Below are 25,441 nucleotides of genomic sequence, written 5' to 3'. Positions count from 1 at the left end.
CTTTGCTCTTTGTAGGATGATGCCTGCGGCCTGTGTTAAGGCTGTTTGCTCACTTCTTTTTCGCCTTGCCTGCCTTCGCTGCTGGTTTTGCCGGTGCGGTGGGGTCTTCGCTTGGGCTGCCATGCCATTGCGGAGCGATGTTTTTGGCGTTCCACTCTTCCCAGGCCTTGGAGAGTTTGCTGACGAGTTCGGGCTTGGCGGAAGCGAGGTCGTGCTGCTCGCCGATGTCGGTGCTCAAATCGTAGAGCTGCCAGCCGGACTGGGTTTTGGCCTCCATGTCGCGCACATCGACAAGCTTCCAGTTTCCCTGGCGGATGGCCTTCTGTGGACCGAAACGCCAGGCGAGTGTTTCGTGTGGTGCGGTGGTGACTTCACCTTTGAGATACGGCAGGAGATTCACGCCTTCGACGCCAGCGGGCAGTGGTGTTTCGGTGACGGCGCAGGCCGTGGGCAGGATGTCCATGGCGCTCACCGGTTGGTCGAAGGTTTTGCCTGCGGGCAGTTTGCCGGACCAGCTCACGAAGAAAGGCACGCGAATGCCGCCTTCCAGCGTTTGGCCTTTGTCGCCACGCAGCGGAGTATTGACGCCGGTGTTGTAGGCAAAGAAGGGTTTCCGGCCGGAGCCGCCATTGTCGCTGAAGAAGAACACGAGGGTGTTCGGGTGTTTGGCTTTGAGCTCGGCGGTGATGCGGCCGATGTCGTCGTCAAGCCCCAGCAGCAGCGAGAGATAGCCGCGGCGATTTGGATCGGTGACATCAGCGGGAATGCGGTCCTTGAGTTTGTCAGCGATCTCCAATGGTGTGTGCACGGCGTTGTAGGCGAGGTAGAGAAACCAGGGTTTGGCCGTGTTGCGGTTCATGAAGCCGAGGGCTTCATCAGTGAAGAGATCCGTCGTGTAGCCGTCGAGATGCTGCAGCTCGCGGCCGCGATAGATCATGTTGTGCGAATGCGCGGAGCCGAACTCGGGCTCGGCGTCCTTGTGCAGCAGGAAATTGTGCCCGCCAACGAGGAAGCCCAGAAACTCGTCAAAACCACGCGACAGCGGATGATGCGCGGCATCGAAGCCCTGATGCCATTTGCCGATGAGTGAGGTGGCATAGCCCGCATCGTGCAGCACATTGGCGATGGTGCGCTGATCCAGCGGCAGACCGAGTTTGGCCTCATCTCCGACATGGGGATTGAACTCATGGCCGAAGCGCGTCTGCGATTTACCCGTGAGAAATCCCGCGCGTGAGGGGCTGCAATACGGCGCGGTGACATAGCCATTGGTGCAGCGCACACCGCTGGCAGCGAGGGCATCGATGTTCGGCGTGGGCACCGTCTTGCCGCCATGAACTCCGATGTCCGCGTAGCCCAGGTCGTCAGCGACGATGACGAGGATGTTGGGTTTGCCTTCCTGCGCCGAAGCTGTGGAAAACAAAGCTGCTGCCAGGATGGAGCGACCGAAGGCGCGAAAGATCATGGATGGGTATTTCATGGAGCGTTGATAACGGAGCACGTGTGATGATCTCCCAGCAAAAGCCGGAGGATTCTCAGAGCCGTAAGTTCAATGATTTGGAGTCAGCTCACTTCCCAAACATCGCATTCGTCTTGTCGCCGCCGCTGAGGACGTAGGCGAGGAGGTCGAGGATTTCGTCCTTCTTGAGCATGGCGAGGAGCATCGGCGGCATGGGGGAGACGGTGCTGAGTTCGATGCTCTTCACTTCCTTGCGATCCACGTTCACGCGCTGGTTGGGATCGGTGAGGTCGGTGTTGAGGGTGACGCCGTCGCCGCTGAGGTTCACCACGACGCCGCTCATCACGGTGCCGTCGTTTTTGGTGACGATGATGGGGGCGAACTGCTCGTTGATGACCTTGCTGGGGTTGATGATGTTGTCGAGCAGGTCGTGTGGGCTGTAGCGACCGCCCGCGCCGGTGAGATCCGGGCCGGTCATGCCGCCGGCGTTGCCGAAGCGGTGGCAGGTGTAGCAGGCGGCGGCGGTGAACATCTTGCGGCCGTTGTCGAAGCTGCGTTTTTTCATGCCGGTCTTGGCGGCGGCGCTGAGTTCATCGAGCGTCCACATCGTCGGTGTGCGTCCCACGAACATGGAACCGACGTTTTCGATGGCGCTCTTCGCCTCGGGTTTCTTGGCGATGAGCTCGGCAAGCTGCGCATTTTCTTCAGGTGTGAAGGTGGCCAGCGAGTCTTTGCGGATGAAGTCGATGAAGATGGCGAAGCTGCTGCCGCCTTTGTAGTTCGCGGCCTTGAGGAGGAACTCGAGCTGCTGGGTACGGAGTTCCTTGGTCCAGCCGGTTTTCAGGAAGCGCAGGCTGCGGGCGTATTCGATCTGCGGCTCCTGGCTTTCCGCAGCGGCAATGAGGGCCATGCCTTTGGCGGCGGTGTTCGGGGCCTGGAGATAGGCGAGGGTTTCGGTGAGCAGCCAGTTGAGCTCAAAGTTGTCAGCTGGATAGGCAGGATCGAGCTTGGCGATGATCGCGGCCACCGTGGCATCATCCGGATTGCCGAAGCGGTGCAGCACGATTTCGGTGAGGCGTACGTAGGCCATGCGCTGCTCGTTGTTGAGCTTCTTGAAGTCGCGCTTCAGCAGGGCGGCCCAGAGCTTGTCGCGCATGGCGGTGTTCACGACGTGATCGGGAGCACGATGCGTGGGGCACACGCCCGTCATACGAGTCAGCGCCAGCAGGGCTTCAAGCTGCGCGGTGGCGTTCTTTTCATTGAGCGCCTTGGTTTCCCATTCGGAGACGGGGTTGTGCTCCAGCACGGTGCGTGCGGCGGCGCGGATGAAGCGGTCCTTGTCACTGAGATGCGGCCAGGCGAATGCGACGGCTTTTGTGTCTGCTTTGCCGTGGAAAGCGGCAAGCTCATGACGCAGCTCGCTGGCGCGTGTGATCTGCGGTTTGGATGTCACCGGCTCAGTCGATTCCTTCCCGGTGTAAGTCACGCGATAGAGTCCCGACTGCACGCGACGGCCACCGATGGTGAAGTACATCGCGCCGTCTTGGCCGATGATGGCATCGCTGACTGGCAGCGGGCCGCCGGTGACGAATTCTTCCTTCGTGGCGGTGTAGGTAGATCCGCTGGGCTTGAGATGCACGGCGTAGATTTTGCCCCAGCTCCAGTCGAGCACGAAGAAGGCGTCCTGGTATTTGGCGGGGAACTTCGCGCCATAGCCAAAGGTGGTGCCAGTGGGCGAGCCGGGGCCGATGTTCAGCGTGGCGGGCAGGTTGTCATAGTAGAATTCGGGATACTTGCCTGCGCCGTTGCGCCAGCCGAATTCCGCGCCGCTGACGACGTGATTGATACGTGTGGGGCGATACCATGAAGTATTGAAGTCATACTCCATGTCGGCGTCATAGACGAAGAGCTCGCCGTCGCGATTCACGCCGCCGTCGAAGATGTTGCGGAAGCCGTTGGCGAACTGGATGAATTCTTTTCCATCGGGCGAGACGCGATAAACATTCCCGCCCGGGGCCATGACGTGGCGATTGTGACCGCGACCGTCAGGCATGCGTGGCAGCAGGTGGTCATCGCCCCAAAGCTTCTGCACGGGCGAGGTCGGGACGGTTTCTGTGAGCACGGCGTTGTTGCCCGTGATGAGATACAGGCCTTTGCCGTCGGGAGTGAGGAGAACTGCGTGCACGCCGTGGTCGCCGCCGGAATCAATCGCGCGCAGCAATTCCACCTTGTCGGGCATGTCGTCGTTGTCGCTGTCAGTGATCCGGTACAAGCCGCTGGGGATTTTCTTTTCGTAGTCGTTCACGCCAACGTAAAGCGCGCCAAAGGCAAACAGCATGCCGTTCACCGCGCGGATGTCGGCGGGAACTTTCTGCACGTCGCCCGGGCTCAGCGTCTTGCCGGGGGCGGGCATCTTGAAACGATAGAGACCGCCGTACTGGTCGCTGGCGTAGATGCGGCCTTTGTCGTCGGTGCAAAGATTGACCCAGGAACCCTGGTCGCCGCCGGGCACGGAGTAGAGCAGCTCCACTTTGAAATCCGGCAGCGTTTTGATGTTGGTGACCGGTGTGGCCACATTCGCGCCGATGGCTGGACCGACGGCATCCGGGCGCTTCGGCTTCACTTTGGCGGCCTTGGCTTTGGCATCGCCCTTGGCTGGAGCGGGGGCGGGTGTTTGGCCTTTGCCTTTGCCCTTCGCCGGCGCTTTGGCCTCGATGATCTGCGCATCGCTGGGAATGGCAGATTTTTCAAACGAGACCACGCCGCCATCGGGCAGTTCCTTGAGCATGACGTCTTTGATCTGCACGTTCATGGCGGGGCCGCGATGAATCTGGAAGGCGATCAAGCCTTCGAGCGAGCGCTTCGATTCTTCGAAGTCGAGCAGGTCGATGGTGACCTGGCCGTCGATCTTGTGAATGAGATGATTGCCCTGCGCGATGACGGTGTACTCATGCCATTGGGCGATGTCCACTTTCACCGGTTCATGCTCGGAGGCGAGCCAGCGTTTGCCTTCTGGATCGATGACCACGCCCTGCCCGTTCTGAACGATGATGCCGCGCCCGCGCTCCTCATAGACCATCGCGTTGTTCGGTGTGGCGGGATGAATGTCGCACTGATAACCGCCGATGGACCACTTGCCGTTCTCAGGCAGTTCTTTGCTGCGGTACTGGATGCCTGTGTTGTTGCCCGTTTCCTTGATCTTGGCGTGCAGTTCAAAGTTCTTCACTTTGCCGCCGCGCCAGATGAGGAACTGATTGTAGGCAAGCTGTTCGGGGCCGGTGGTTTTGCCGGTGATGCAGCCGTCTTCGACGCTCCAGAGTTCTGGATTGCCATCCCAGCCGGCGAGGTCTTTGCCATTGAAGAGCGGTTTGAAGCCGTCCTGCGCGGAGGCGAAGGAGGCAAACAGGAGAGAGAGGAGAAAGAGGCGTTTCATGGTTGGGCGCGTGGATAAACGTGCCCGTCTGTCAAAAACTGCCAGCAAAGGATGTGTCGGATTCAGCAAGTGGGGGTCGGTTTCTCCATTTCAGACCCGCCGAGAGAAGCATGGCATTGTGAATGCCATTGAAAATGGCATTTCTTATGCCAATATCGTTCCCATGACCGCGACTGTAACTCTCGACAAAGCCGGACGCCTCGTGCTTCCCAAGCCTGTGCGTGATCAACTGCACCTTCGTGCGGGATCCAAACTGCGTCTTGATGTCATGGGGGACCACATGGAGCTCACGCAGGAAGTTCCAGAGGTGAAGATTGTAAGGCGTGGAAAGCGTCGCGTGGTGGTGGGCTGGGAGGGCTTCGACGCAGCCAAGGCCGTACGGGAAATGCGCGAAGAACAGGTTGCTCGTCTTGAATCCTCGTCTGGCTCGTGAGCGATTTTATTGACACTTCTGTCTTGGTGGCGGCCGTGGTCGCCACAGAGCCTTTTCACATTGAATGTGATGCGTTGCTAAATCGCAAAGCATTGGCTGCATACTCCCATGTCCTGGCGGAGACATTCAGTACACTCACCGGCGGTAGAAAAGCCTTCCGCCTGCCAGCAGCAGTCACTGCCGCTGTTTTAGAAGAGGACTACGTACCCGATCTTACCATCACCACCCTGACTCCCACGGAGATGCTGCGCGCCATGCGCGAGGCAGAAGCTCGTGGCGTGAGAGGTGGAGCGATCTTCGACTTTTTGCACCTCGTCGCAGCACGAAAGGCCAAAGCTGTCAGGTTTTACACGCTGAACATCTCAGACTTCCGCGCAATTCATCGCTCGGGTGATCCAGAGATTGTACATCCTTGAAGAGGGTGGCGGCCTGCCACCCTCTTAGCGACAAAAGCCTACTTCATCGGGTGCTGCTTGAGCAGCTCATCGGTGGTGTAGAGCATCATGCGGCCAGGGTTGGCGTCGCGGATGGCTTTGACTTCGGCGGCGGTGATGGGGTCGGCTTTGTTGCCGAAGTGGTTGCGGACGAAGGTGAGGACGCTGGCGATTTCCTCGTCTTTGAGCATGCCGCCGAAGGGCGTCATGGGGACCTGGCCGTTGTATTCCTTGGCACCGACCTTGAGGGGGCCCATGAGACCGTACATGGCGATCTTGATGAGGCGGTCGCGGTCGGTGGTGACCCAGGGGCTGTTGGCGATGCTGGGGAAGGCGGGGTCGAGGCCGGCGCCGTTGGGCTGATGGCAGGTGACGCAGTGGCCTTCGCGGAAGTAGATTTCCTGGCCGAACTTGAACTGCTTCTTGGCGGCGTCGCTCAGGTAAGCGGGGGGCTGAATGACGGGATGCTCGGGCTTCACGATTTCTGCGATGCCGGCGAGGCGATCTGCAGCGGTTTTGGTGGCGGCCTTGTTCCAGTCGTCCAGCGGGAGCTTGGAGGCGATGGCGACGATGTTTTTCGCGGCAGGAATGTTCGGCAGCCAGGAGGCGGCGACGACGGCTTCGAGACGGACGCGGCCGTGTTCATCGGCGGCGGCTTTTTCGAGGAGCGCCACGTGATCGGCGATGCGGTGGGTGTTGTAGCGCAGCACGCGGACGGCGGCGGCACGGGCGTGGAAGTCGGAGGAGGCGAGCATTTCGCGCAGGAGGCCTTCATCGGCCTCGTTCAGGCCCCAGGTGACCCAGAGGGCTTCGAGTTTGGCGTGGGTGTCCTTCTGTTCTGCGGCCCAGGTTTTGATGGCGGGGAGCACTTCCTTGGGATCGCGAGCGCGCAGTTCGCGGCGGGCGCGGTAGCGGGTGCGGAGTTCGGGTTCCTTGAGGTCTTCGAACAGCGTGGCGAGCGGTGCGCCGGCGACGGGCACGGGCTTCACGAGCGGGCGGCCCGCGTAGGTGATGCGGTAGATGCGGCCGTGGACGTGGTCGCGCAGGGGATCGCGGGCATTGTGCTGCATGTGGCCGATGAGGACATTGTGCCAGTCGATGACGTAGAGGGAGCCATCGGGGGCGAATTCGAGATCGACGGGGCGGAAGTTGCCATCCGTGCTGACGAGGAGGTCCTGGCGATGCGCGGTCTTCCAGCCGGTGCCGCTGTCTTCAATCTTGACCTGCTTGATGCCGAGGAAGCCGATGGCGTTGCAGTAGATGAGGTCGCCCTGCACTTCGTCGGGGAAGTTGCGGGAGGAGACGATCTCCAGGCCGCTGGTGGGGCGCACTTTGTGGCCGTCCGGCACGAGGTCGGCGGTGGAGGGGGTCTTGCTGCCAAAGGTGGGCTTCACCTCGACGGGGAGGGCCCAGTTCATGGTGGTGCCGGAGGTGTGCAGGAGGAAGTCCTGGCCCCACTGGTCAAAGACGAAGCCCCAGGGATTGGGGATGCTCATCTGGATGGTGCGCTCCAGCATGCCGCGCTGCGGGCTGTAGCGGAAGAAGCCGCCATCGACGCAGCGAACGGGGCCGTAGGGGGTCTCGACGTTGGAGTGAAGGAAGACGCCTTCGCACAGCATGAAGGCGCCGCTGGGGTCGGCGGTGAAGGCGCTGATGGCGTGGTGGGTGTCGTGCGTGTCAAAGCCGCCGAGGACGATTTCCATGCTGTCGGCTTTGTCGTCGCCGTTGGTGTCGCGCAGAAGCATGAGGTTGGGCTCCTGGGTCACATAAACGCCTTCGGTAGCGAATTCGAAGCCGATGGGCAGGTGGAGCTTGTCGGCGAAGACGGTTTCCTTGTCGGCCTTGCCGTCGTTGTTGGTGTCTTCGTAGATGAGGATCTTGTCATCCGGCATGGCATCGCCGGGGCGATAGTGCGGGTAGGTCGGCATGGTGGCGACCCAGAGGCGGCCCTTGTTGTCGAAGGACATCTGCATCGGGTTCGCGAGGTTCGGGAACTCCTTCTCAGAGGCGAAAAGCTCGACCTTGTAGCCTTCCGGCACTTTGAGAGACTTCAAGGCGTCCTCGCCATAGAGGTACTTCTCGCTGCCGTTCTTGACGCTTGGCACGTAGTTGGTCGGCACGGGTGGCAGCGCGTGGGTCTTGCTGTCATCGACCTTCAAGTCGGTGGTTTTGCCGGTGGCGACGGCGTGGATCAGGTTGTCGCGCAGGGCGGTCATCTCGCGGGACTTCTGCACTTCATCCGGGTAGTTCTGCGGGCCGTAAGGGTTGTAGCGGCGGCCGTGCGCGTGGACGCCGTTGAGGATGTTGTAGTCGGTGTTCCAGAACCAGTCCTTCTCCTTCACAGCTTCGTGCACCAGCTTGGGATCTGCCTTCGACTCATAGCTGGCGTGGCCGTAGAGGCCGGTGGCGAGCAGCTTGGCCACTTCCACGTAACCTTTGTCGGTCGGGATGAAACCGCCGGTGGTGAAGGATTCGCCGCCTTTGGCTTCGATTTCCTGCGTGGGGGTGAAGAGGTCGATGTAGGTGAGGCCGTGCTTTTTGGCGACTTTCTCAATCGCACTTGCATAGAGAAGCAGGTTTGAGTTTTCGACGTCGCCCTTGGGCAGGTCGCGTTTGGCGCTCTGATTTTCGTAGGCGATGGGGCTGACGAGCACGACGCGCGGAGCGGTCTTGCCGTTGTAGGCCTTGCTCAGGGTGTGGACGACCCAGGCGTCGAGTTCGGCTTCGAAATTGCCAACCTTGGAGGGGCCGTCGAAGGATTCGTTGTAGCCGAAGAAGCCGACGATGGTGTCTGCCTGCAAATGGGTGAGCCACTGGTCAGGCGTGGCGTAGAAGCCTTGGCCGTTGTGAATGGTCTTGTCCGGATGGAACTTCTCCGCGCCGGGGAAGGCCCACTGCGAAGCGCGTGAAGGATGCGGACGGAAGCCGGGGGTGTCTCCCACGTGGCCCATGTTGCGGAAGAAGAGCTCGCGATCCGGGTAGCGGAGCTGGAGCTCGGTTTCGATGCGGCTGTACCAGGTGTCGCGCTCAGCGAGGCCGTTGCCGATGAGCACGATGTGCTCGCCCTTGCTGGGTGGTGCGACAGCCTGAGGGCGCGCGGAGGTGGCTGCAATGGGTTCCACGCTGGGCTGATGCGGGGCTTTGACTTCTTCCGGCTTTTTCGCGTCCGGCTTCTTGGCTGCAGTCGGCTTGGATTTGTCTTCGGGCACGCCCATGGAAGGGCTGCTGCCGGTGGCGAAGTCGCCGGGTTTCAGATTGCGCTGCTTGAAGTAGCCAGCGTCCTTGGTGAAACCGAAGGCGGTGGGTTTGAAGGGATCGATGAGGGAGACGTCCGCCTTGGCAGCGACGGGGAGTTTCAGGAGGGAGTGCACTGCATTGACGATGAGGCGGCGCAGGTTTTCGTCCGTGTAGTCCAGCGAGGCACCCATGGTGGTGCAGAAGGAGCGGCCCTTGGCGCTGCCATCCGGGGACGTGTAATCATGCAGCCAGGCGATGGGCTGCATGGGCTCGTTCTTCGGGCCTGCGACGTTCTTCGATTTTGGGTCGAGGGTCTCGGTGACAGCGCCGCGCAGCAGGATGGTGTCGCTCTCAGGCTTCACATCTGGGGCACCATAGACATCGGTGGTGCAGAAGATCTCGCCGACACCGCGCAGGATTTCGTTCTTGCTGTTGGCCTCCACGACCACGCTGCGGGTACCTTCCTTTTTGTGGGAGCCGTGATGGCTAACCCATTTTTCGCCGAGGATCTTCAGGCCGAACTCGCTCCACTTGAAGTCGCCCGTTTTGGCGCTGCCGGTGAAGGCGTGGGTGGCGGTGCGGAAGCCGATGACGGGTTTGCCGGAGTTCAGGAACTTGGCGAAGTGCGCCAGGCTTTCGTCGGGGAGCTGGCGGAAGCGGGTGCCGATGATGAGGAGATCCGCGTCATCGAGCATTTCCGTGCCGCGGATGTTCTTCTGGTTGTTCGGGTCGATGTAGCCCGCCTTTTCATCGGTGGAGAAGAGGACGATGCAGTTGAAGCCGTGGGTCTTGGCCAGGATTTTGGCCAGCATGGGCATGCTCTCTTCGGTGTGGTATTCCTCGTCACCGGCCACCAGGACGATCTTTTTGCCTTTGCCGGCACCGACCGGATTGGCGGCGACTTCGAGATATTCCTGCGCGTGCGCGGATGCGACCGAGCCAAGCAGGAGGAGGGTGAATAGGAGATGCTTCATGGTTGGGAAAAAACTGGCGGGGAATGCTTATACCGCACGGCCTGGAGAAACCGGACAATAAAAAAAGTGGGCGGGGGTGAGAAATGAGCTGGAACGGAGGCATGCGAGACCTCCGCCTGTGACGGTGAAAGGGCGCGGTGCCTCAGCCAGCATCCGTCAGGGTGCACGAGGTGACATGCCAGAAGGCTGGTCGCCCCTACTGGATCAACTCAGGGCATGCACCCCTTGATACTTTGTTTCCGCCGGTTCAGTGCCGGGGGAGCTTAGCGGGCCCCGTGGGAGCGGCGCCAGCCTTCCTGGAAGGCATTGCCGTAGTCCTCGGTGCCGGTGCCAATGACTTTACCGTCCGCTCCGAAGCGCACGACGTGCTCTTCGACCTTGGCCCAGGTGCCATAGACCGGCACATGGCGTTTCCAGCCTTGCTGAGCCCAGCGCCAGGTTTCGCCGCTGGCGGTGGGTTTCTTTTCATCGGGCTCTCCCCACGCGGCAACCACCTGGGCTTTGGTCATGCCGGGCTTGATCGCGCCGTCACTGGAAGAAGACCCAGCCGGTGCCGAAGCGCTGCCGTCATTGCCGGCGGGGGCCGCACAATGGGAGAGGCTGAGAGTGAGGGCGGCGAGAGAGAGGAGGGGGATGATTTTAAAGGTCATAAGCCGCCGGTTTTATCCAGAGCGGTTTCGTCCGTCAAGCTTGGATGCATTGGCCGGAGGGCTCGGGCAAAGGGGCGAGGCGCGTCCCCCTCGTTTGTTATTGAACATGTTCTAAAGAACAGTATTGGATGATCTCGCGGTTCAAGTTTAGGCAATGAGCACTGAAAAATCGGCGGCGCAGACGGCAGGCACGTAGAGCCAACTCAACATGGAAATCACCCGCAAACTCGAAATCCTGGCCGATGCGGCGAAGTATGATGCTTCGTGCGCGAGCAGCGGCGCGGCGCGGAAGGACTCGCGGGGCAGCGCGGGCGTGGGGTCCACGGGCGGGATGGGGATCTGCCATTCCTACACGCCTGACGGGCGCTGTGTCTCGCTGATGAAGGTGCTCATGACGAATGCCTGTCTGTATGACTGCCACTACTGCATCAACCGGCGGTCCAGCAACGTGACGCGGGCACGCTTCACACCGGACGAGGTGGTGCAGCTGACGCTGGATTTCTACAAGCGGAACTACATCGAGGGATTGTTTCTGAGCAGCGGGATCATCCGCAGTGCGGACCACACGATGGAGCTTGTGATCGAGGTCGCGCGGAAGCTGCGGGAGGTGCACCAATTCCGTGGCTACATTCATTTGAAGACGATCCCTGAAGCTTCGCAGGAGCTCATCGCTCTGGCCGGGCGTTATGCGGATCGCATCAGCATCAATGTGGAGCTGCCCAGCCAGCAGAGTCTCAACACGCTGGCCCCGGAGAAAAACCTGGCGCGCACGGAGGAGGCCATGGGGCACATCCGGGGAAAGATCGAGGAGCGGCATGCGGAGAAACGCAAGCCGGATGCCCCCAAGCCGCCGCCGTTTGCCACGGGCCAGAGCACGCAGATGCTGGTGGGGGCGGATGCCTCGACCGATGCGGTGATCCTGGGATGTGCGGACAAGCTCTACACCTCCCACCGCCTGCGCCGGGTGTACTACTCGGCCTTCAGTCCGATCCCGGAGCCGTCTTCGATTTTGCCGCTGAAGGCACCGCCGCTGATCCGTGAGCACCGGCTGTATCAGGCTGACTGGCTGCTGCGGTTTTATGAATTCAAGGTGGAGGAGATTGCATCGACCGCCGCACCCAATCTGGATCTGGCGCTGGACCCCAAGCTCTCCTGGGCGCTGCGAAACCGAGCCACTTTTCCCGTGGATGTGAACCGAGCGCCCCGGGAGCTGCTGCTGCGCATTCCGGGGCTGGGCGTGCGGAATATGGAGCGTATCCTGGCTGCGCGGCGCTACACCCGGCTGCGGCTGGCGGATCTGGTGCGGCTGCGGCTGCAGATGAAAAAGCTGCTGCCTTTCATCACAACGGCGGATCATCATCCGGCGAGACTGGGGCTGGACAGCGACTCGCTGCGGGCGCGGTTTTTGCCCCCGCCGGAGCAGCTGGAGATCAACTTTGACTCACCGCCAATACCTGCCACGAGCGACTTTCTCTCAGTGAGATCCGGGGAGCTATAAAAACGAGCATGCGCACCGTTGTCATTGAGCCTGAGTATGAAGCCTGGAGAGCTGCGGCCCGGCAGTTGCTGGCGCAGGGCGTGGCCCCTGAGGAGGTGTTGTGGACGGATGATCGCCAGGAGGCATCGTTGTTTGTCGGCGAAGCGCCTGCCGTAGCGGCGCAGGAGGCCAGTGCCATCAAAGTGCCGGCGGCTTTCATGGATCTGGCACGCAGCGTGGCGGCGCATACGGATGCGCGGCGCTGGGGCATGCTGTACCGGGTGCTGTGGCGGCTGACGCGGGGAGCGGAGCGGCACCTGCTGGCCATGGCCACGGACCGCGATGTGCGCCAGCTGCAGGACTGGTGCAAGGAGGTGGGACGGGACATCCACAAGATGCATGCCTTTGTGCGCTTCCGGCTGGTCGGCACGGATGCCGCCACGGGGCGCGAGCAGTTCGTGGCATGGTTTGAGCCGGAGCACCGCATTGTGCGGCTGGCGGCACCGTTTTTTGAGAAGCGCTTTGCCGGCATGGACTGGTCCGTCCTGACGCCGTATGAATGTGCACACTGGGATGGCAATCGGCTGCATTTCACCGCAGGGGTGTCACGCAGCAGCGCTCCGGATGAAGACGCGCTGGATGACCTGTGGCGCACCTACTACCGGAACATCTTCAATCCTGCGCGGGTCAAAATCAGCGCCATGCAGTCGGAGATGCCGAAGAAGTACTGGAAGAACCTGCCCGAGACATCGCTGATTGCAGGACTGATCGCCGAGAGCACGGGGCGTGTGCAGGGCATGCTGGAAACCGAGGAACGAGCTGCCAAGCCCGCGCCCAACAATGCCTATTTGAAATCGCTTCACGCCATGAATCAGAGCGAAGCCGCCGCCCAAAACCCCGAATCAGACCCGGCATGAAAGGCGTGAAAAAGCAGGATCTTCCCACCAAGCCCTGTCTCGTCTGCGGACGGCCCTTCACCTGGCGCAAGAAGTGGGAGAAGGTGTGGGAGGAGGTGAAGTTCTGCAGCGAGCGCTGCCGACGAAGCAAGTCGAGCGCACTTAGCTCGATCACTTCGCCAGCATCGCAATCTCCGCATCGCTGAGGGCGCGGTCCCAGAGGGCGAATTCGTCCATGGCACCGCTGAGGTGGCGGATGGCGACGCCTCCGGATTTGCGGCCGTCGTTCCAGTTGCCGAGTTCGGCGATGCCGATCTTCAGGGCTTCGGTGGTCTTGAGGGTGGAGCGAGTCAGGAGTTCGCCGTTGGCGTAGTGGCGGACTTCCTTGGTGGCAGGATCAAAGACGACTGCCAGATGGGTCCAGCGGCCGAAGCGTTCCGGGGTGAACAGGACGGGGGTGTCGTGATCGGCATGATGCGCTCCCGCGCTGCCGGCGATGCCGAGGCGTACTTTGCCGTCCCGCGTGATCTGCCAGTGGACTTTGCGGTCGCCCCAGCCTTCGGACATGAAGAGGGAATTGAAGGTGCGGTCGAGGCCGTTCACCCGGACCCAGACAGCCATGGTCAGGGTCTTGGTTTCGCCGGGAATGTTCAGGCGCACGCGATCGCTCACATTGCGGAATTCGAGGGCACGTTTGCCCGGCCAGCGGCCGGAGGTCCAGGAAGCGCCGACGATGCTGCCGTCTTCGATCTGGCCGCCGTTCACGGCGTGATTGCGCAGGGAGCGCGAGCCTTCGTCATCCTGGAAATCAAAGCGCAGGCGGAGTCCGGCATCGGCGTTCAGTTTGGAGCTGGAGGCCAGCCACTTTTCAAACTGGAAGCGCTGGGACATCGCGCTGCGGGCGTCGATCTCATTGAGCGAAGCAAAGCTGGAGGCATTCGCGCTGAGCACGGCGGTGTTGCCTGCGATCGCCATGGCCTGTCCTTCTTTGAGGGACTTCATGGTCGCAGAGGGCTGATGCAGTTCCACCTCACCTTTGAACACATGTACTTCCTCATTCGCGGCGCTGACATCCAGGCCGAACTCGGTGCCGAGATCGACGATGGTGCCCTTGGGGGTGTTGATGCGGAAGCCTTTGGCCTGGGGTGGCACCTGGGCGCTGAGTTTGCCACGGGTGCAGGTGGCTTCGCCGGAGGAGACGAGCTGCAATTCGGCGGGGCCTTCGATCAGGACGCGCGCGCCTTGATAAAATTCGATCTGCGCGATGCCAGATTTCAGTTTGAGCAAGCCCGGTGAGAGCGGTGTGCCGGGGGTGATGGCGGCGGAGTCCCATTCCAGATTCACCCCGCGTGTCAGCACGGCCACGGAGGCGGTGGTCTCCTCGGCTTCGGGTCGCAGATCCAGGGCAGCATTCATCAGCCAAGTGCCCAGCAGGGTGATGCAGGCGGCCATGGCCGCGACGCTGGTGACGGTGGCGAAGGTGAAGCGGCGCTTGGGCAGCAGGGCGGGGCGGATGATGTTGTCCGCGACCAGCGGTTTGGTCGCGCGCAGCATGGCATCCATGTCGAAGTGCTGGAGCAGGCGCTCGCCCAGCTCCGGCTGTGTTTGCAACAACTCGTGCAACTCCTCCGCCTCGGCCGTGGTGAGCGTGCCTTCGAGGTAGTGCTGGATCAAGGTGTCGGTGTCAGGCATGTGCGGGGCCTCCTTGGTTGGTCGAGCGCTCGATGCACTCGCGCAGTTTTTCGCGCACGCGGGAGAGGGCGCGGCAGACGGTGTCCGCCTTCATGTTGATTTGATCGGCGATCTGCGGCGTGCCGATGTCGTTGTAGTAGTAGAGCTCCACCAGCTCGCGGCTTTTCTCCGGAAGCTTTTGCAGGCAGGCGCGCAGCACGCTGATCTCCTCTTCATAGCGCGGCGGGGCTTCGCGTTCTTCGGCCAGGAGGCGGATGTGGTCGGCCAGCTTCTGCACCACCTCGGGCTGCTGTTTGGTGCGCTCGCGCCACTGCCGCATGGCGATGTGGCGTGTCATCGTGGCCAGCAACGGGCGTGCATCCGTGCTGAGGTCCCACTGGGATTCCTTGGCCATGAACTCCAAAAACACCTGCTGGGCGATGTCCTCCATCAGACCCGGCCATGGCGCGTACTTCAGCGCCACGCCCCTCACAAAATCGTGATGGGCGAGGAAAACCTGCGCGGCCTGGGTCTCATGCGTGTTCATGCGTCTGGCAGTATCTCACGCGGGAAGGGGGAACCGGACAGGGAAAATTCGTTCGCATTTTGCCTGCGCATGAAACGAGGCCGATTACACCTTAGAAGGTAAAAGCCTTGCCGATCATCCCATGAGCACAACCAATCTCATATTCGAACGCTACGATCTTTTGATTGATGAGCTGGCGGAGGAAGTGGAACGAAATTTTGGAGGAATTGGCGATCCCCTTTTTGAGAGTGTGAGATTCTACACCTGTGAGCGGGTTGATGGCAGCTTCAGCCACAACCGGGTGACCGAACTCGCTGTTGAAAAGGTGAGTGAAATCGAAGGCAGGCAGATGCAAACAGAGGAAGCGGTACCGTTGTTCGCCCCCCTTCTGACGAAGCTCAAAACCATCGCTCCTGAATTTAACAAGAACGGTCAATTCGTATTTCTAGCTTCCTGGGGAATGGGACCCGGAGAGATCGGATGGTGCATTCGGTATTTGAATGACCGTTCCATCTTTGAACGATACCTCGCGGCCGCCGGCATTTCAGAGGCAGACGTCGATCTCTACAATGACGCGTTTGCTGAGGACTTGAATACTCAGACGTGAAAGGACGCCATTGATGGAGGTCGTACGCTGGCGGCATGCGGCGTGTTGTGCCACCGCTACGCGTTTTCCACGGGCTTAGAGGTGTGGCAGCGCGCTACACCGTCACGTAATCCCGCATCGTGCTGAGCATGATGACGACGGAACATGCACCGGCGTCGGGGAAGCCGAGGCAGGCTTCGCCGAGGGTTTTGGCGCGACCGAACTGGGCGATCATGGCTTTGCTGGCTTCTTTGCCGGACTCGGCAGCGGCGGCGACGGCGGTCAGGGCTGCGGTGAGTGAGAGGGCGGCGGATTCGCGGGCTTTGGTGGCGGCGGGGGCGAGGGCGTCGATCATGGTCTTGTCGCCGGGCTTGGCGCCACCGCGTTTCATGACTCCTTCGAGGGCGGCTTCGAGGAGGAGAGCGAGGCCTTCGGCATCGAAGAATTCACGGCCGGCGAGGGCCTTGCCGCCGGCGCGGTAAACGGTGCCGAAGAGGGCACCGGAGGCTCCGCCCATGCTGGTCATCATGGCGGTGCCGGTGGTGACGAAGACCTGCTCCACGCTGGTGGGTTCCATGGGCTCAAGCTGGGCTTTGACGGCTTCCATGCCGCGCTTCATGCCGAGGCCGTGGTCGCCATCGCCGAGATCGCGGTCGGCTTGGGAGAGCATGGGTTCAGCGGCGATGATGGCATCGGCGACTTGCAGCATCATGAGCCGCACCTGGTTGGATTTGAGTTCCATGGTTGAAGGGGAAAGAGAAGGGCTGGAGAGGTGAGTGAAAGAAGGGGGATCAAGATGATCCCCCTCCTGTGAATGCGTTCGATCTGCTGAGGCTTACTTCTTCTTCAGCTCTTTCTTCTTCAGGTCGTTGTAGAGTTCGAAGGCCTTGTTCGCGTTGAGGCCACCGTGCACCACGCCTTGCACTGCCTGCATCATCGAGACCGGAGCATCGCTCTGGAAGATGTTACGGCCCATGTCCACGCCGCTGGCACCCTGCTTGATGGCGTTGGCGCACATCTTCAGCGCATCGAGCTCAGGCAGCTTCTTGCCACCGGCGATCACGATCGGCACCGGGCAGCAGCTCGTCACCGTGTCGAATTCCTTCTCCGTGTAGTAGCACTTCACCACGTTCGCGCCGAGTTCCGCCATGATGCGGGTGGCCAGGCGGAAATACTGCGGCGTGCGGGCCATCGCACGGCCCACGGCGGTCACGCCCATGACGGCGATGCCGTAGCGGCTGGCGGCGTCAACGAGGTCGGTGAGGTTCTTGAGGGACTGGCGCTCGTAAGCGCTGCCGATGAAGACCTGCACAGCGAGGATGCTGGCATTGAGGCGGATGGCCTCTTCGATGTTGAGGGCGGTGCTTTCGTTGGAAAGGGGCTCAAAGCCGGGGCGGGCAAACTTGGCCTTCTTGCCGTCGATCTCGCCTTCCCATTCTTCCATGGGGCTGATCATCGAAGTGCCGCCGGAGGCGCGCAGGGCGATGGCCTTGGTGGTGGAGGCAGGGATGACGGAACGCTGGATGCCGCGGGTGAGCATGAGGCAGTCGGCGTAGGGGGCCAGGGGGAGGATGGTCTGGTCCACGCGCTCCAGGCCGGTGGTCGGGCCCTGGAAGTAGCCGTGGTCAAAGGCGAGCATGACGGTGCGGCCATCCTTGGGGTTGAAAACCTTGGCGAGGCGGTTCTTGAGGCCCCAGTCGTACTGGTGGCAGCCCTTGAGGAAGAAGCCGGGGGCCTCCTGGGGGACGTCGGTGAAGAATTCCTTTTCCTTCTTGTCTGCAGCGCTGGTTTGGATGTCGGCCATGGTGTGTGTTCAGTTTTGGTTGAGTGATCATCCATAGTCACTCCCTGCTTGCCGTCCATGCACGGGCTCGCCAGATTTGTGTCGGATTTTGCAATGGCCATGCAGACGAACAAAAACATCCTCAGCCTCGTGCCCACCGGCTCGGCACATCGCGTGCAGGGTCAGCGGACGGTGGCGCTGCCGGGGGTGACGGTGGACATCCTGACCACGCGCAAGATCGAACTGCAGCAGTGGGAGCTGCGGCGGCTGAACGATCCGTACTGGCGGCTGTACTGGCCGGTGAGTGCCGGAGGGGTGGTGGAAATCGAGGGTGAAAAGACGCTGCTGGAACCGGGCTTCATGTATCTGATTCCGCCACACACGACTTTCAGCACGACGACGAGCCGGCCATTCAGCAAGTGGTACGCGCATTTCAATCTGGGCCCTCTGGCGGACCGGGCGGCACCGGGCATTCACAAGTTCCCCACGAATGCGCTGATGCAGAGTCTGATCCCCGGCCTGATCAAAATGAGCAAGGAGAAGGTGGCGGTGAGGTTTCCGTGGCCCACGATCCAGCTCGTCATCGCAGCGGTGCAGTGCCTGCCTGAGAGTGTGTGGGAGAAGCAGCATCTGGATGCGCGGGTGCTGCGGGCGATGGAATTCATGCACCAGCATCATGGGCTCAAACTGACTGCCGAGCAGGTGGCGAAGCATGCGGGGCTAAGCCTGCGGAACTTGAACCATCTCTTTCAGCAGGAGCTGCAGCAGCCGCCGATGCGTGTGCTGCTGGACTACCGGCTGGATGAAGCGTGCCGCAAGCTGAGGCACACGAAGGAGAGCATCGAGACGATCTCCGAGCAGTGCGGGCTGACGAACCGGTACTACTTCAGCCGCATGCTGCGGCAGTACCGGAATACCTCGCCAGCGACGTATCGGGATGAGAGCTGGGGGTGAATAGGCGGGGAAACGAGGTCGCAAGCATGCAGGGACGCTTTTGATTTTGGGGTGTGCTGGAGCGCTGGCCGACAGACAAGAGTGTCTGTCGTACTTTCCGGAGGTGCTCGCGCTGGGACTTGGAAGAAGAGAGCGGTTTAGAGGTCCAAGCCGAGGAGCTGCAAGCTGTCGCGGTGGATCATGGCTTCGATCTGGGCCAGGTCGAGGCGGGGGAGGTGGGTGCCTTCGAGCATGTCGTTGAGTTTGCGGATGCCATCGATGGAGGCGTTGACGGTGGTGAAGGGGAAGTCGGTGCCGAAGAGGAGCTTGTGCCAGACGCCGTATTCCTGCGCGAGCATGAGGGAGTTGTAGAGCTGCCAGGGGCGGTAGTGCAGGGCGCTGACGTCGGCGAAGACGTTGTCGTGCTTGCGGATGGTGACGAGGCATTCGCCTTCGTACGGATGGCCGAGATGGGCGAGGATGATTTTTACGCCGGGATGTTTGAGGGCCACGGGCTCGATGAGGCGTGGCAGGGTGAAAGCGAGGGGGGCCTGGGCGATGAAGGTGGTGCCCATGTGCAGGAGTACGGGCAGGCGGTGCTTTTCCGCATACTGCCAGAGGGGTTCGAGTGTGGGGTCATCGGGGCTGAAGCCAGCGTACATGGGCAGAAGCTTGATGCCGCGCAGGCCGAGGGTTTCGTGGCCGAACTGCATTTCGCGCTGCCAGTTTTCCTGAGTTGGATCGATGGAGAGGAAGCCGATCAAGCGTGCGGGATCGCGCGCCACGTAGTCTGCCACGGTCTGGTCATTGACCCAGAGGCCGCTGAGTTTGGCTTTGCCGCCGAAGACGAAGGTGCGGGTGTCTTCCGGGGCGCTGGCGCGATAGGCTTCGTAGGTCGCGCTGATGTCCACCTTCACGCCGGGGCGGGCGCGTCCGGCTTGATGGATGAAATCGTCGGAGAAGTCGGCAGGGAAATTCCAAGCGTGGGAGTGGACGTCGATGATCATGGGTTTGAATCAAAGGGTGGCGGCGAGCATGCGGTCGAACTGGCGCTCGACTTCGAGTTGCGATTCAGTGTCGAGTTTGAAGCCGACGGGGCCACGGATGAGGGTGTTTTTGAAGATGCCCTGACGGACGAGGAGGTGCTTTTCGACGGCGAGGAAGCCATCGAGGCTGGTCTGCATGGAGATGAGGGCGGAGAGGGGGCCGTGGATGCGGTCGGCTTTTTCGGTGTCGCCGGCTTTGAGAGCATTCCAAAGGGGGACGAGGCCGCGAATGAGGTCGGCGCCGGGCATGGTGCCGACGACGCCGCGCTTGAAGGAATCCACGAGGGCGATGCCGCCGGTGCCTTCGAAGACTCGGGCGCGGCCTTGGGTGGCATCGCGGAGTTCGGAGAGCTTGGGGCCGATGGGGGAGGCCTCGGGTTTGTATTGAACGCGTTCGGGGCCGAACTCGGCGAGCAGTTTGGCCTGCATGGCGATGGGCATGGGCTTGCCGACATAGCCGCTGGCGTCCTGCACGATGACGGGAATCTGGATGGCGTGGATGATGCGGGTGTAGTAGGCGAGCAGCTCGCTTTCGCCGATGCCGATGGACACGGGCGGGATGGCCATCACGGCATCGGCTCCGACGCTTTCGGCGTGTTTGGCGTAGCGTTCGGCGACCTTGGAGGACTCTGCGCCGACGCTGATGATGACGGCGCCGCGTGATTTGCCAAACTTGCACGAAGCGGCGGCGAGCTGTTCGCGCTCTTCGCTGTCGAGGCGCAGGGTTTCGGAAACCATGGCCATGACGATGCCGTGGGCACCGGAGTCGTAGAGCCAGGCGATTTCGCGTTCGAGGGTGTCGAGGTCGAGGGTTTCATCGTCATGCCATGGGGTTTGGAATACGGGGAGGACGCCGTGGAGTTCGTGTTTGGGGGGAGTCATGGGGGAGATTGAATGCCGCAGAGATTGTTTCTGAAGAAGAGCGGCGGTGTTTTAAGGTTCCACGCTTAGCGGAGTGAGGGGAAATGGGTGGCCGCAAAAAGGCGCAAGAAGCGCAAAAAAAGGGACCGGAAAGGGATGGCCGAAAGAAGGGAAAAAGGGTGAAAAAATTCAGAGAACGAGAGCAGTTTCAAAAAACTTGGGACATTGGCCGGAGGGGCACTGGTCACCAGAGCAGTTTGCCGCCGTCGATGATGAGCAGGCTGCCGGTCATGTAGCTGCTGGCATCGCTGGCGAGGTAGAGGGCGAGGGGACCGATTTCTTCGGGGCTGCCCCAGCGGCCCATGGGAATGCTGGTGGCGACTTCGCCTTCGAACTCGGGGCGCTCGCCGATCCAGCGTTTGTTGGCGTCGGTGAGGAAGGGGCCGGGGGCGATGGCGTTGACCGTGATGCCGTGCATGGCCCAGTCGGCGGCGACGGCTTTGGTGAACATGGTCAGGGCGCCTTTGGAGGTCTCGTAGCTGCGGCCGCGCATGGCTTTGCCGGGCCAGAGGGCGTTGATGGAGGAGATGTTGATGATGCGGCCCCATTTGCGTGGGATCATCGCGCCGCCGATGCGTTTGGTGAGGATGAAGGCCTGGGTGAGATTGAGGTCGAGTATGCGCTGCCAGTCTTCGAGGGTGAGGTCCTCGGTGGGGGTGTTGATGCGGCGACCGCCGACGTTGTTGATGAGGATGTCGATGGGCGGGTGATCGCGGAGGAGGACATCGCAGAGGCGTTCGGCTTCTTCGGGTTTGGAGAGGTCGGCCTGGATGGTGGTGACGGTCAAGCCTTCGCTGCGCAGCGTGGCGCATGCGTTTTGGAGGTGCGTTTCATCGGAGCCGGCGATGATGAGTTCGGCTCCGGCTTCACCGAGGGCGCGGGCCATTTCCAGGCCGAGGCCGCGGGAGCCGCCGGTGATGAGGGCGCGGCGGCCGGTGAGATTGAAGCGATCGAGAACAGACATGAAAACAGATCGGCGCGATGAAGGGAGTCTTTCACGCACTGCGTATGGCTTGCATGATCCTGCGCCTCTTTTTCTGTTTTTTCCTCGTTGTTCTCCAAGCCCGTGCCGGGGATTTTCGTGTGGGGGCCGCGAGGGTGGACATCACGCCGAAGGATGGGACGCCGCTGGGTGGGTTCTACAAGTTTCGGGGTTCGGAGGGTGTGCTGGATCCGCTGTATGCGAAAACGCTGGTGTTTGAAAAAGACGGCGTGCATGCGGCCATTGTGGTGCTGGATCTCTCGGGCACGGTGAGGCCGCTGGTGGCGGAGATGAGGAAGGTGATTCAGGAGCAGTGCGGTATCGAGGGGGATCATGTGATGATTTCAGGCACGCACACGCATTCGGGGCCGCAGCAGCCGCGTGGATCGCTGATGGATGACATCACGAAGGTGAACTCGCCGCCGGGGGTGGCCTACATCAGCGCGCTGCCGGGGCTCGTGGCGCAGTCAGTGAAAGAGGCGAAGGCGAAGTTGACGGCTGCGAAAGCCTCGGTGGCGGTGGGCAAGGCGGAGGGGATCAGCTTCAACCGGCGTGTGCTGCGGGAGGGTGTGAAGGAGGCGATCTGGCAGCCGCAGAAGATCAATCCGGCGACGGACAAGCCGGCGGGGCCGATTGATCCGGATGTGGGCGTGGTGGCCTTTCATGGCACGGGTGCGGATGCCGCACCGCTGGGCGCGCTGCTGAACTTTGCGATGCATCCGACCTCGGTGGGAGCGGGCACGAAGATCTCGGCGGATTACCCCGGAGTGTTTACGAAGCTGGTCAGCGAGAGGCACGGACCTGGTATGATTTCGGTGTTTGCGAATGGCTGCTGTGGGAACATCAACCATGGGGATTATATCAACGGCAAGCGCCGAAGCACGCTGGAGCTTGGCACTGCGCTGGCAGATGCGACGGATGCCGTGTGGCCGAGCATGAAGACGGTTGCCACATTCGCGCCGCGTGTGCGTTCTGAGCAGGTGACGTTGCAACGCCGCAGCTTCACGCCGGAGCAGATTGCGAAGGCGAAGGACATGGCGGCGAACATGTTTACGAAGAGCTTCGGTACGGTTCCGATGGCGGAGACCGTGTGCATCTTGGAAACGGTGGAGAAGCAGAACGTGCCGCTGCTGGCGGAGGTGCAGGTGATCGCGCTGAGTGATGAGCTGGCCATCGTGGCGCTGCCGGGAGAGATTTTTGTGGAGCTGGGGCTCGCTTTGAAGAAGGCCTCGCCGTTCAAGACCACGATCATCGCAGAGCTGGCGAATGGAAGCATTGGGTATGTGCCGAACCGAGAGGCGTATCCGCAGGGCAATTATGAAGTGGTGAGCGCGCGAAATGAAGTGGGCAGCGGCGAGAGGCTGGTGGAGGTGGCGCTGAGGCTGCTGGGCGAGGTGAAGGCGGGGAAGTGACTGCGACCTAGAAGAGGCAGTTTGTGCTTCACGCCGAGAATGGTTTTTGCTCTATTATCAGGGCATGAGTCTTTCGCGATTATTCCAAGCATTCCTGATGCTGGGATTGTGCGATCTGAATGCACGGGAAGACGACAGGCAGCAATGGCTGCAAAGTGAGCTCTACCGGGCATGCGACAATGGTACTCTGGAGGCGGTGAAAAAGCTGCTTTCAGAGGGTGCCAGCGCGAAGCTGGTGTCCGAGGACTACCACGAGCTGCCTTTGAACAGGGCGATCTCGATGGGGAATGAAGAGATGGTGAAACTGCTGGTAGAGCATGGCGCGCCATTGAATGATCCAGAGGCCTCGGCGCTGGCGGTGGCAGCGAGAGGTTTGTCGTTTCCGTACTCGGAGATCAAGACGAAGAGAATGATTGATCTGCTGCTGTCGTTGGGGGCGGATGTTCATGTCTATGATGAGGAGGCGATTGTCGAAGCTGCAGGAACAGGGCTGGCGATTGTGCAGCAGCTCGAAAAAGCGGGGGGAAAGCCCAACCACCGAGCTTTGGTGTCTGCGGTCAGAGGGTGTCATCTCGATATTGTAGAGCATTTGGTCAAAGGAGGCATTGACCCGACTTCCACCGACAAAGATGGCCGCACCTTGCTGCACGAAGCTGCAAGTATGTCATGGGCTTACTCGCGGGAGGAGCCAGAAAAGCGGCTAACTCTTTGGAACCGAATACTTGCGCTGGGAATCCCTGTCGAGGCGCTGGATCGAAGAGGACGCAGCGCTTTGTTTGAAGCAGTCACCGCGGAGATGATGGAATGGCTCGTTCAGAAAAATGCGGATGTGAATCTGAAGGACCATGAGGGCATGACGGTGCTGATGGAGGTGGCAGGAGACGGATGGGATATGGCAGAACTGGTTCGATGGCTGCTGAAGGCTGGAGCCGATTTGAAGGCGAAAGATCAAAAAGGGCGTTCTGCGCTGGACTTCGCCGCCGGTGCAGAGGCATGGGGGGAAATGTCCCTGTTGCTGGATGAAGGTGCGACTGCGGACCATGCAGTGGGCATGCTCACGGCCATGGCCCGCGCCACGCTGGATCATGCGACGGCGCATGAGCATCTGGCCAGCATTACCGAACATTTGCTGTCGCAGATTGGGGAGCCGAATGCTCTGCGTGTGGATGGAATGCCGCTGCTTTCTTGGGCGGTACTGATCAATAATGAGGCAGTGGCAAAGCTGCTGCTGAAGGCCGGGGTGGATGCCAATGCTGTGGATGCCGAAGGACGCACTGGTCTGATGCTGGCCGCGCTGGCTGGCAATACCGCCATGAAGGGACTCTTGCTCAAGGCGGGTGCTGATTCCGCGCGCAAAAACAAGCAGGGGCTCACGGCTGACAGGTTGACCCCTTTTCCAAAGATGGGGAATGAAAGCCTCTCATCCGGCGGGAGTGATGGATCCACCGTGGCCGTCGAAGCAGCGCTGAAGGATGACATTTTCGGGGCGATTGCGGCTGATCAAATCGAGGATGTTAAGCGGCTGGTAGCGGCGAAGCCCGACATCCTTAAAAAGGAACGAGGTGGAGTGCAGCCATTGCATCTGGCGATTGCGCTGGGGCGAGTGCCCACTGTGGAATGGCTCTCAAAGAACGGTGCCGCGCTTACTGAAAAAACTTCAGATAAGCAAACCTGCCTGGCGGTCGCGCTGGGGGCGAATCAAGAGGAGATGGCGCGGTGGTTGATGAAACAACGTGATGTTTTTGACCCTGCGGCGGTGATGGAAGAATTGCTCGGTAGTTGGACAGATCAAGAGGGCTGTATTCTGGCAGTGCGTCTAGCTCTGGAGGCCGGATGGAAACCAGACGGTAGTGGAAAGGCCAGAGATGCGGTGGCACTGGCTGTTCGGTGCGAAGATCTTATCACCACCCGGCGGCTGCTGAGTCTCGGTGCCCCGCTAACCCCGGTGGAGAATGACAGCGCTGAAAGTATAACGATTGGAACACCTCAAAATCTGATTCGGTTTGCCGCGCAGAGCCGCAATACGGCGATGCTGAAATTTCTGCTGGAGAAAATCTCCGCTAAACACAAGGAATGGCGGGCGGACATCACGGCAGCGCTGCATTTTGCGGCCAGTTCAGGCAACCTGCCGGTGGTGAAGCTGCTGGTGGAGCAGGGCGGGGCCGATGTGAATGCAGGCACGCAAAAGTTTCACGGGACTGGCTGGGGGTATCAATCTTTGGAAGACAAGACCATCTTGTTCACTCCCATCTGCCTCGGCGTGGAGCAATCTCAGCGCGAGATCGTGGAATATCTGCTGCAAAAAGGTGCCAAAGCCGAAGGGCATGATACTTCCGGACGGCAGGTGCTGGCCTGTGCTGTGGCGACGGGGAAAATCGAGCTGGTCAGACTCATGCTGGAGCATGGTGCGCCCCTTGAGGCCAGGAATGGAGATGGTGGCACCGCACTGCATGAAGCGGTGCGATGCTGGGTGTCTGACATCACAGCGCTGCTGCTCAGCAAGGGAGCCAGCCGTGATGCGAAGGATAAGAATGATCGTACGCCGGCGCAACTGGCCGAAAGCATGGGGCAAACTTTTCCCTGAAGCAGCG

The 25,441-nt window shown here is 61.0% G+C and carries 20 protein-coding genes; 9 read left to right on the top strand and 11 right to left on the bottom strand.

What is annotated here, in order from left to right; genetic code table 11:
• Positions 1-49 precede the first annotated feature (49 nt).
• Together AC3RLQ_RS21125 and AC3RLQ_RS21120 are read right to left on the bottom strand one after the other, a co-directional pair.
• Positions 50-1,477 carry a sulfatase family protein gene (locus tag AC3RLQ_RS21125; RefSeq protein WP_493030611.1) on the bottom strand — a complete coding sequence of 476 codons (1,428 nt, stop codon included), beginning with the start codon at positions 1,475-1,477 and terminating at the stop codon, positions 50-52.
• 88 nt (positions 1,478-1,565) lie between these two features.
• Complete coding sequence (locus tag AC3RLQ_RS21120; protein ID WP_493030610.1) at positions 1,566-4,889, bottom strand: 3-keto-alpha-glucoside-1,2-lyase-like domain-containing protein; 3,324 nt, start codon at positions 4,887-4,889, stop codon at positions 1,566-1,568.
• A gap of 118 nt (positions 4,890-5,007) precedes the next feature.
• Here AC3RLQ_RS21120 and AC3RLQ_RS21115 point away from each other — a divergent pair, with 118 nt between their 5' ends.
• A complete protein-coding gene (locus AC3RLQ_RS21115; RefSeq protein WP_493030609.1) occupies positions 5,008-5,322 on the top strand; it encodes an AbrB/MazE/SpoVT family DNA-binding domain-containing protein in 315 nt (104 codons plus the stop codon).
• Positions 5,319-5,738, top strand: a complete 420-nt coding sequence (locus AC3RLQ_RS21110; RefSeq protein WP_493030608.1) for a PIN domain-containing protein — start codon at positions 5,319-5,321, stop codon at positions 5,736-5,738. Before AC3RLQ_RS21115 ends, AC3RLQ_RS21110 begins: the two co-directional genes overlap by 4 nt.
• 38 nt (positions 5,739-5,776) lie before the next feature.
• On the opposite strand, the gene AC3RLQ_RS21105 is transcribed toward AC3RLQ_RS21110, so the two are convergent.
• Entirely contained in the window at positions 5,777-9,967 is a 4,191-nt protein-coding gene (locus AC3RLQ_RS21105) for a PVC-type heme-binding CxxCH protein (protein WP_493030607.1), read from the bottom strand.
• A gap of 263 nt (positions 9,968-10,230) precedes the next feature.
• Entirely contained in the window at positions 10,231-10,617 is a 387-nt protein-coding gene (locus tag AC3RLQ_RS21100) for a hypothetical protein (RefSeq protein WP_493030606.1), read from the bottom strand.
• A gap of 208 nt (positions 10,618-10,825) precedes the next feature.
• Between AC3RLQ_RS21100 and AC3RLQ_RS21095 the strand changes: the two genes are divergently transcribed.
• From AC3RLQ_RS21095 to AC3RLQ_RS21085, 3 genes are read left to right on the top strand one after another with little or no spacing between them, the layout of a single operon-like run.
• Positions 10,826-12,115 (top strand): putative DNA modification/repair radical SAM protein, encoded by a 1,290-nt coding sequence (locus AC3RLQ_RS21095; protein ID WP_493030605.1) that lies wholly within the window; start codon positions 10,826-10,828, stop codon positions 12,113-12,115.
• An 8-nt stretch (positions 12,116-12,123) separates the two neighbouring features.
• A complete protein-coding gene (locus AC3RLQ_RS21090; RefSeq protein ID WP_493030604.1) occupies positions 12,124-13,011 on the top strand; it encodes a TIGR03915 family putative DNA repair protein in 888 nt (295 codons plus the stop codon).
• Positions 13,008-13,196, top strand: a complete 189-nt coding sequence (locus tag AC3RLQ_RS21085) for a DUF2256 domain-containing protein (protein WP_493030603.1) — start codon at positions 13,008-13,010, stop codon at positions 13,194-13,196. Before AC3RLQ_RS21090 ends, AC3RLQ_RS21085 begins: the two co-directional genes overlap by 4 nt.
• Here the strand turns inward: AC3RLQ_RS21085 and AC3RLQ_RS21080 are convergent.
• Together AC3RLQ_RS21080 and AC3RLQ_RS21075 are read right to left on the bottom strand one after the other, a co-directional pair.
• Positions 13,162-14,682 carry a LamG-like jellyroll fold domain-containing protein gene (locus AC3RLQ_RS21080; RefSeq protein WP_493030602.1) on the bottom strand — a complete coding sequence of 507 codons (1,521 nt, stop codon included), beginning with the start codon at positions 14,680-14,682 and terminating at the stop codon, positions 13,162-13,164. The genes AC3RLQ_RS21085 and AC3RLQ_RS21080 overlap by 35 nt on opposite strands.
• A complete protein-coding gene (locus AC3RLQ_RS21075) occupies positions 14,675-15,208 on the bottom strand; it encodes an RNA polymerase sigma factor (protein ID WP_461526165.1) in 534 nt (177 codons plus the stop codon). Before AC3RLQ_RS21075 ends, AC3RLQ_RS21080 begins: the two co-directional genes overlap by 8 nt.
• Positions 15,209-15,329: 121 nt before the next feature.
• Here AC3RLQ_RS21075 and AC3RLQ_RS21070 point away from each other — a divergent pair, with 121 nt between their 5' ends.
• On the top strand, positions 15,330-15,794 hold the full coding sequence (locus tag AC3RLQ_RS21070; RefSeq protein WP_493030601.1) for a hypothetical protein: 465 nt from the start codon (positions 15,330-15,332) through the stop codon (positions 15,792-15,794).
• A 94-nt stretch (positions 15,795-15,888) separates the two neighbouring features.
• On the opposite strand, the gene dhaL is transcribed toward AC3RLQ_RS21070, so the two are convergent.
• Together dhaL and AC3RLQ_RS21060 are read right to left on the bottom strand one after the other, a co-directional pair.
• Entirely contained in the window at positions 15,889-16,515 is a 627-nt protein-coding gene (gene dhaL / locus AC3RLQ_RS21065) for a dihydroxyacetone kinase subunit DhaL (RefSeq protein WP_493030600.1), read from the bottom strand.
• Positions 16,516-16,608: 93 nt separating this feature from the next.
• Positions 16,609-17,577 (bottom strand): 3-hydroxy-5-phosphonooxypentane-2,4-dione thiolase, encoded by a 969-nt coding sequence (locus AC3RLQ_RS21060; RefSeq protein ID WP_461526163.1) that lies wholly within the window; start codon positions 17,575-17,577, stop codon positions 16,609-16,611.
• A gap of 99 nt (positions 17,578-17,676) precedes the next feature.
• Here AC3RLQ_RS21060 and AC3RLQ_RS21055 point away from each other — a divergent pair, with 99 nt between their 5' ends.
• On the top strand, positions 17,677-18,510 hold the full coding sequence (locus AC3RLQ_RS21055; RefSeq protein WP_422320301.1) for an AraC family transcriptional regulator: 834 nt from the start codon (positions 17,677-17,679) through the stop codon (positions 18,508-18,510).
• A 137-nt stretch (positions 18,511-18,647) separates the two neighbouring features.
• On the opposite strand, the gene AC3RLQ_RS21050 is transcribed toward AC3RLQ_RS21055, so the two are convergent.
• From AC3RLQ_RS21050 to AC3RLQ_RS21040, 3 genes are all read right to left on the bottom strand, one after another.
• Positions 18,648-19,496, bottom strand: a complete 849-nt coding sequence (locus tag AC3RLQ_RS21050; RefSeq protein WP_493030599.1) for an amidohydrolase family protein — start codon at positions 19,494-19,496, stop codon at positions 18,648-18,650.
• A 9-nt stretch (positions 19,497-19,505) separates the two neighbouring features.
• Positions 19,506-20,417 carry a dihydrodipicolinate synthase family protein gene (locus tag AC3RLQ_RS21045; RefSeq protein WP_493030598.1) on the bottom strand — a complete coding sequence of 304 codons (912 nt, stop codon included), beginning with the start codon at positions 20,415-20,417 and terminating at the stop codon, positions 19,506-19,508.
• A gap of 223 nt (positions 20,418-20,640) precedes the next feature.
• Complete coding sequence (locus AC3RLQ_RS21040; RefSeq protein WP_493030597.1) at positions 20,641-21,420, bottom strand: SDR family NAD(P)-dependent oxidoreductase; 780 nt, start codon at positions 21,418-21,420, stop codon at positions 20,641-20,643.
• Positions 21,421-21,473: 53 nt separating this feature from the next.
• Here AC3RLQ_RS21040 and AC3RLQ_RS21035 point away from each other — a divergent pair, with 53 nt between their 5' ends.
• Both AC3RLQ_RS21035 and AC3RLQ_RS21030 read left to right on the top strand, forming a co-directional pair.
• Positions 21,474-22,850 carry a neutral/alkaline non-lysosomal ceramidase N-terminal domain-containing protein gene (locus AC3RLQ_RS21035; RefSeq protein ID WP_493030596.1) on the top strand — a complete coding sequence of 459 codons (1,377 nt, stop codon included), beginning with the start codon at positions 21,474-21,476 and terminating at the stop codon, positions 22,848-22,850.
• Positions 22,851-22,914: 64 nt separating this feature from the next.
• On the top strand, positions 22,915-25,434 hold the full coding sequence (locus AC3RLQ_RS21030; RefSeq protein ID WP_493030595.1) for an ankyrin repeat domain-containing protein: 2,520 nt from the start codon (positions 22,915-22,917) through the stop codon (positions 25,432-25,434).
• Positions 25,435-25,441 lie beyond the last annotated feature (7 nt).

The organism is Prosthecobacter sp. GW821-HT29F12, assembly GCF_058803405.1.
This window is presented reverse-complemented; position numbering and strand designations above follow the sequence as displayed.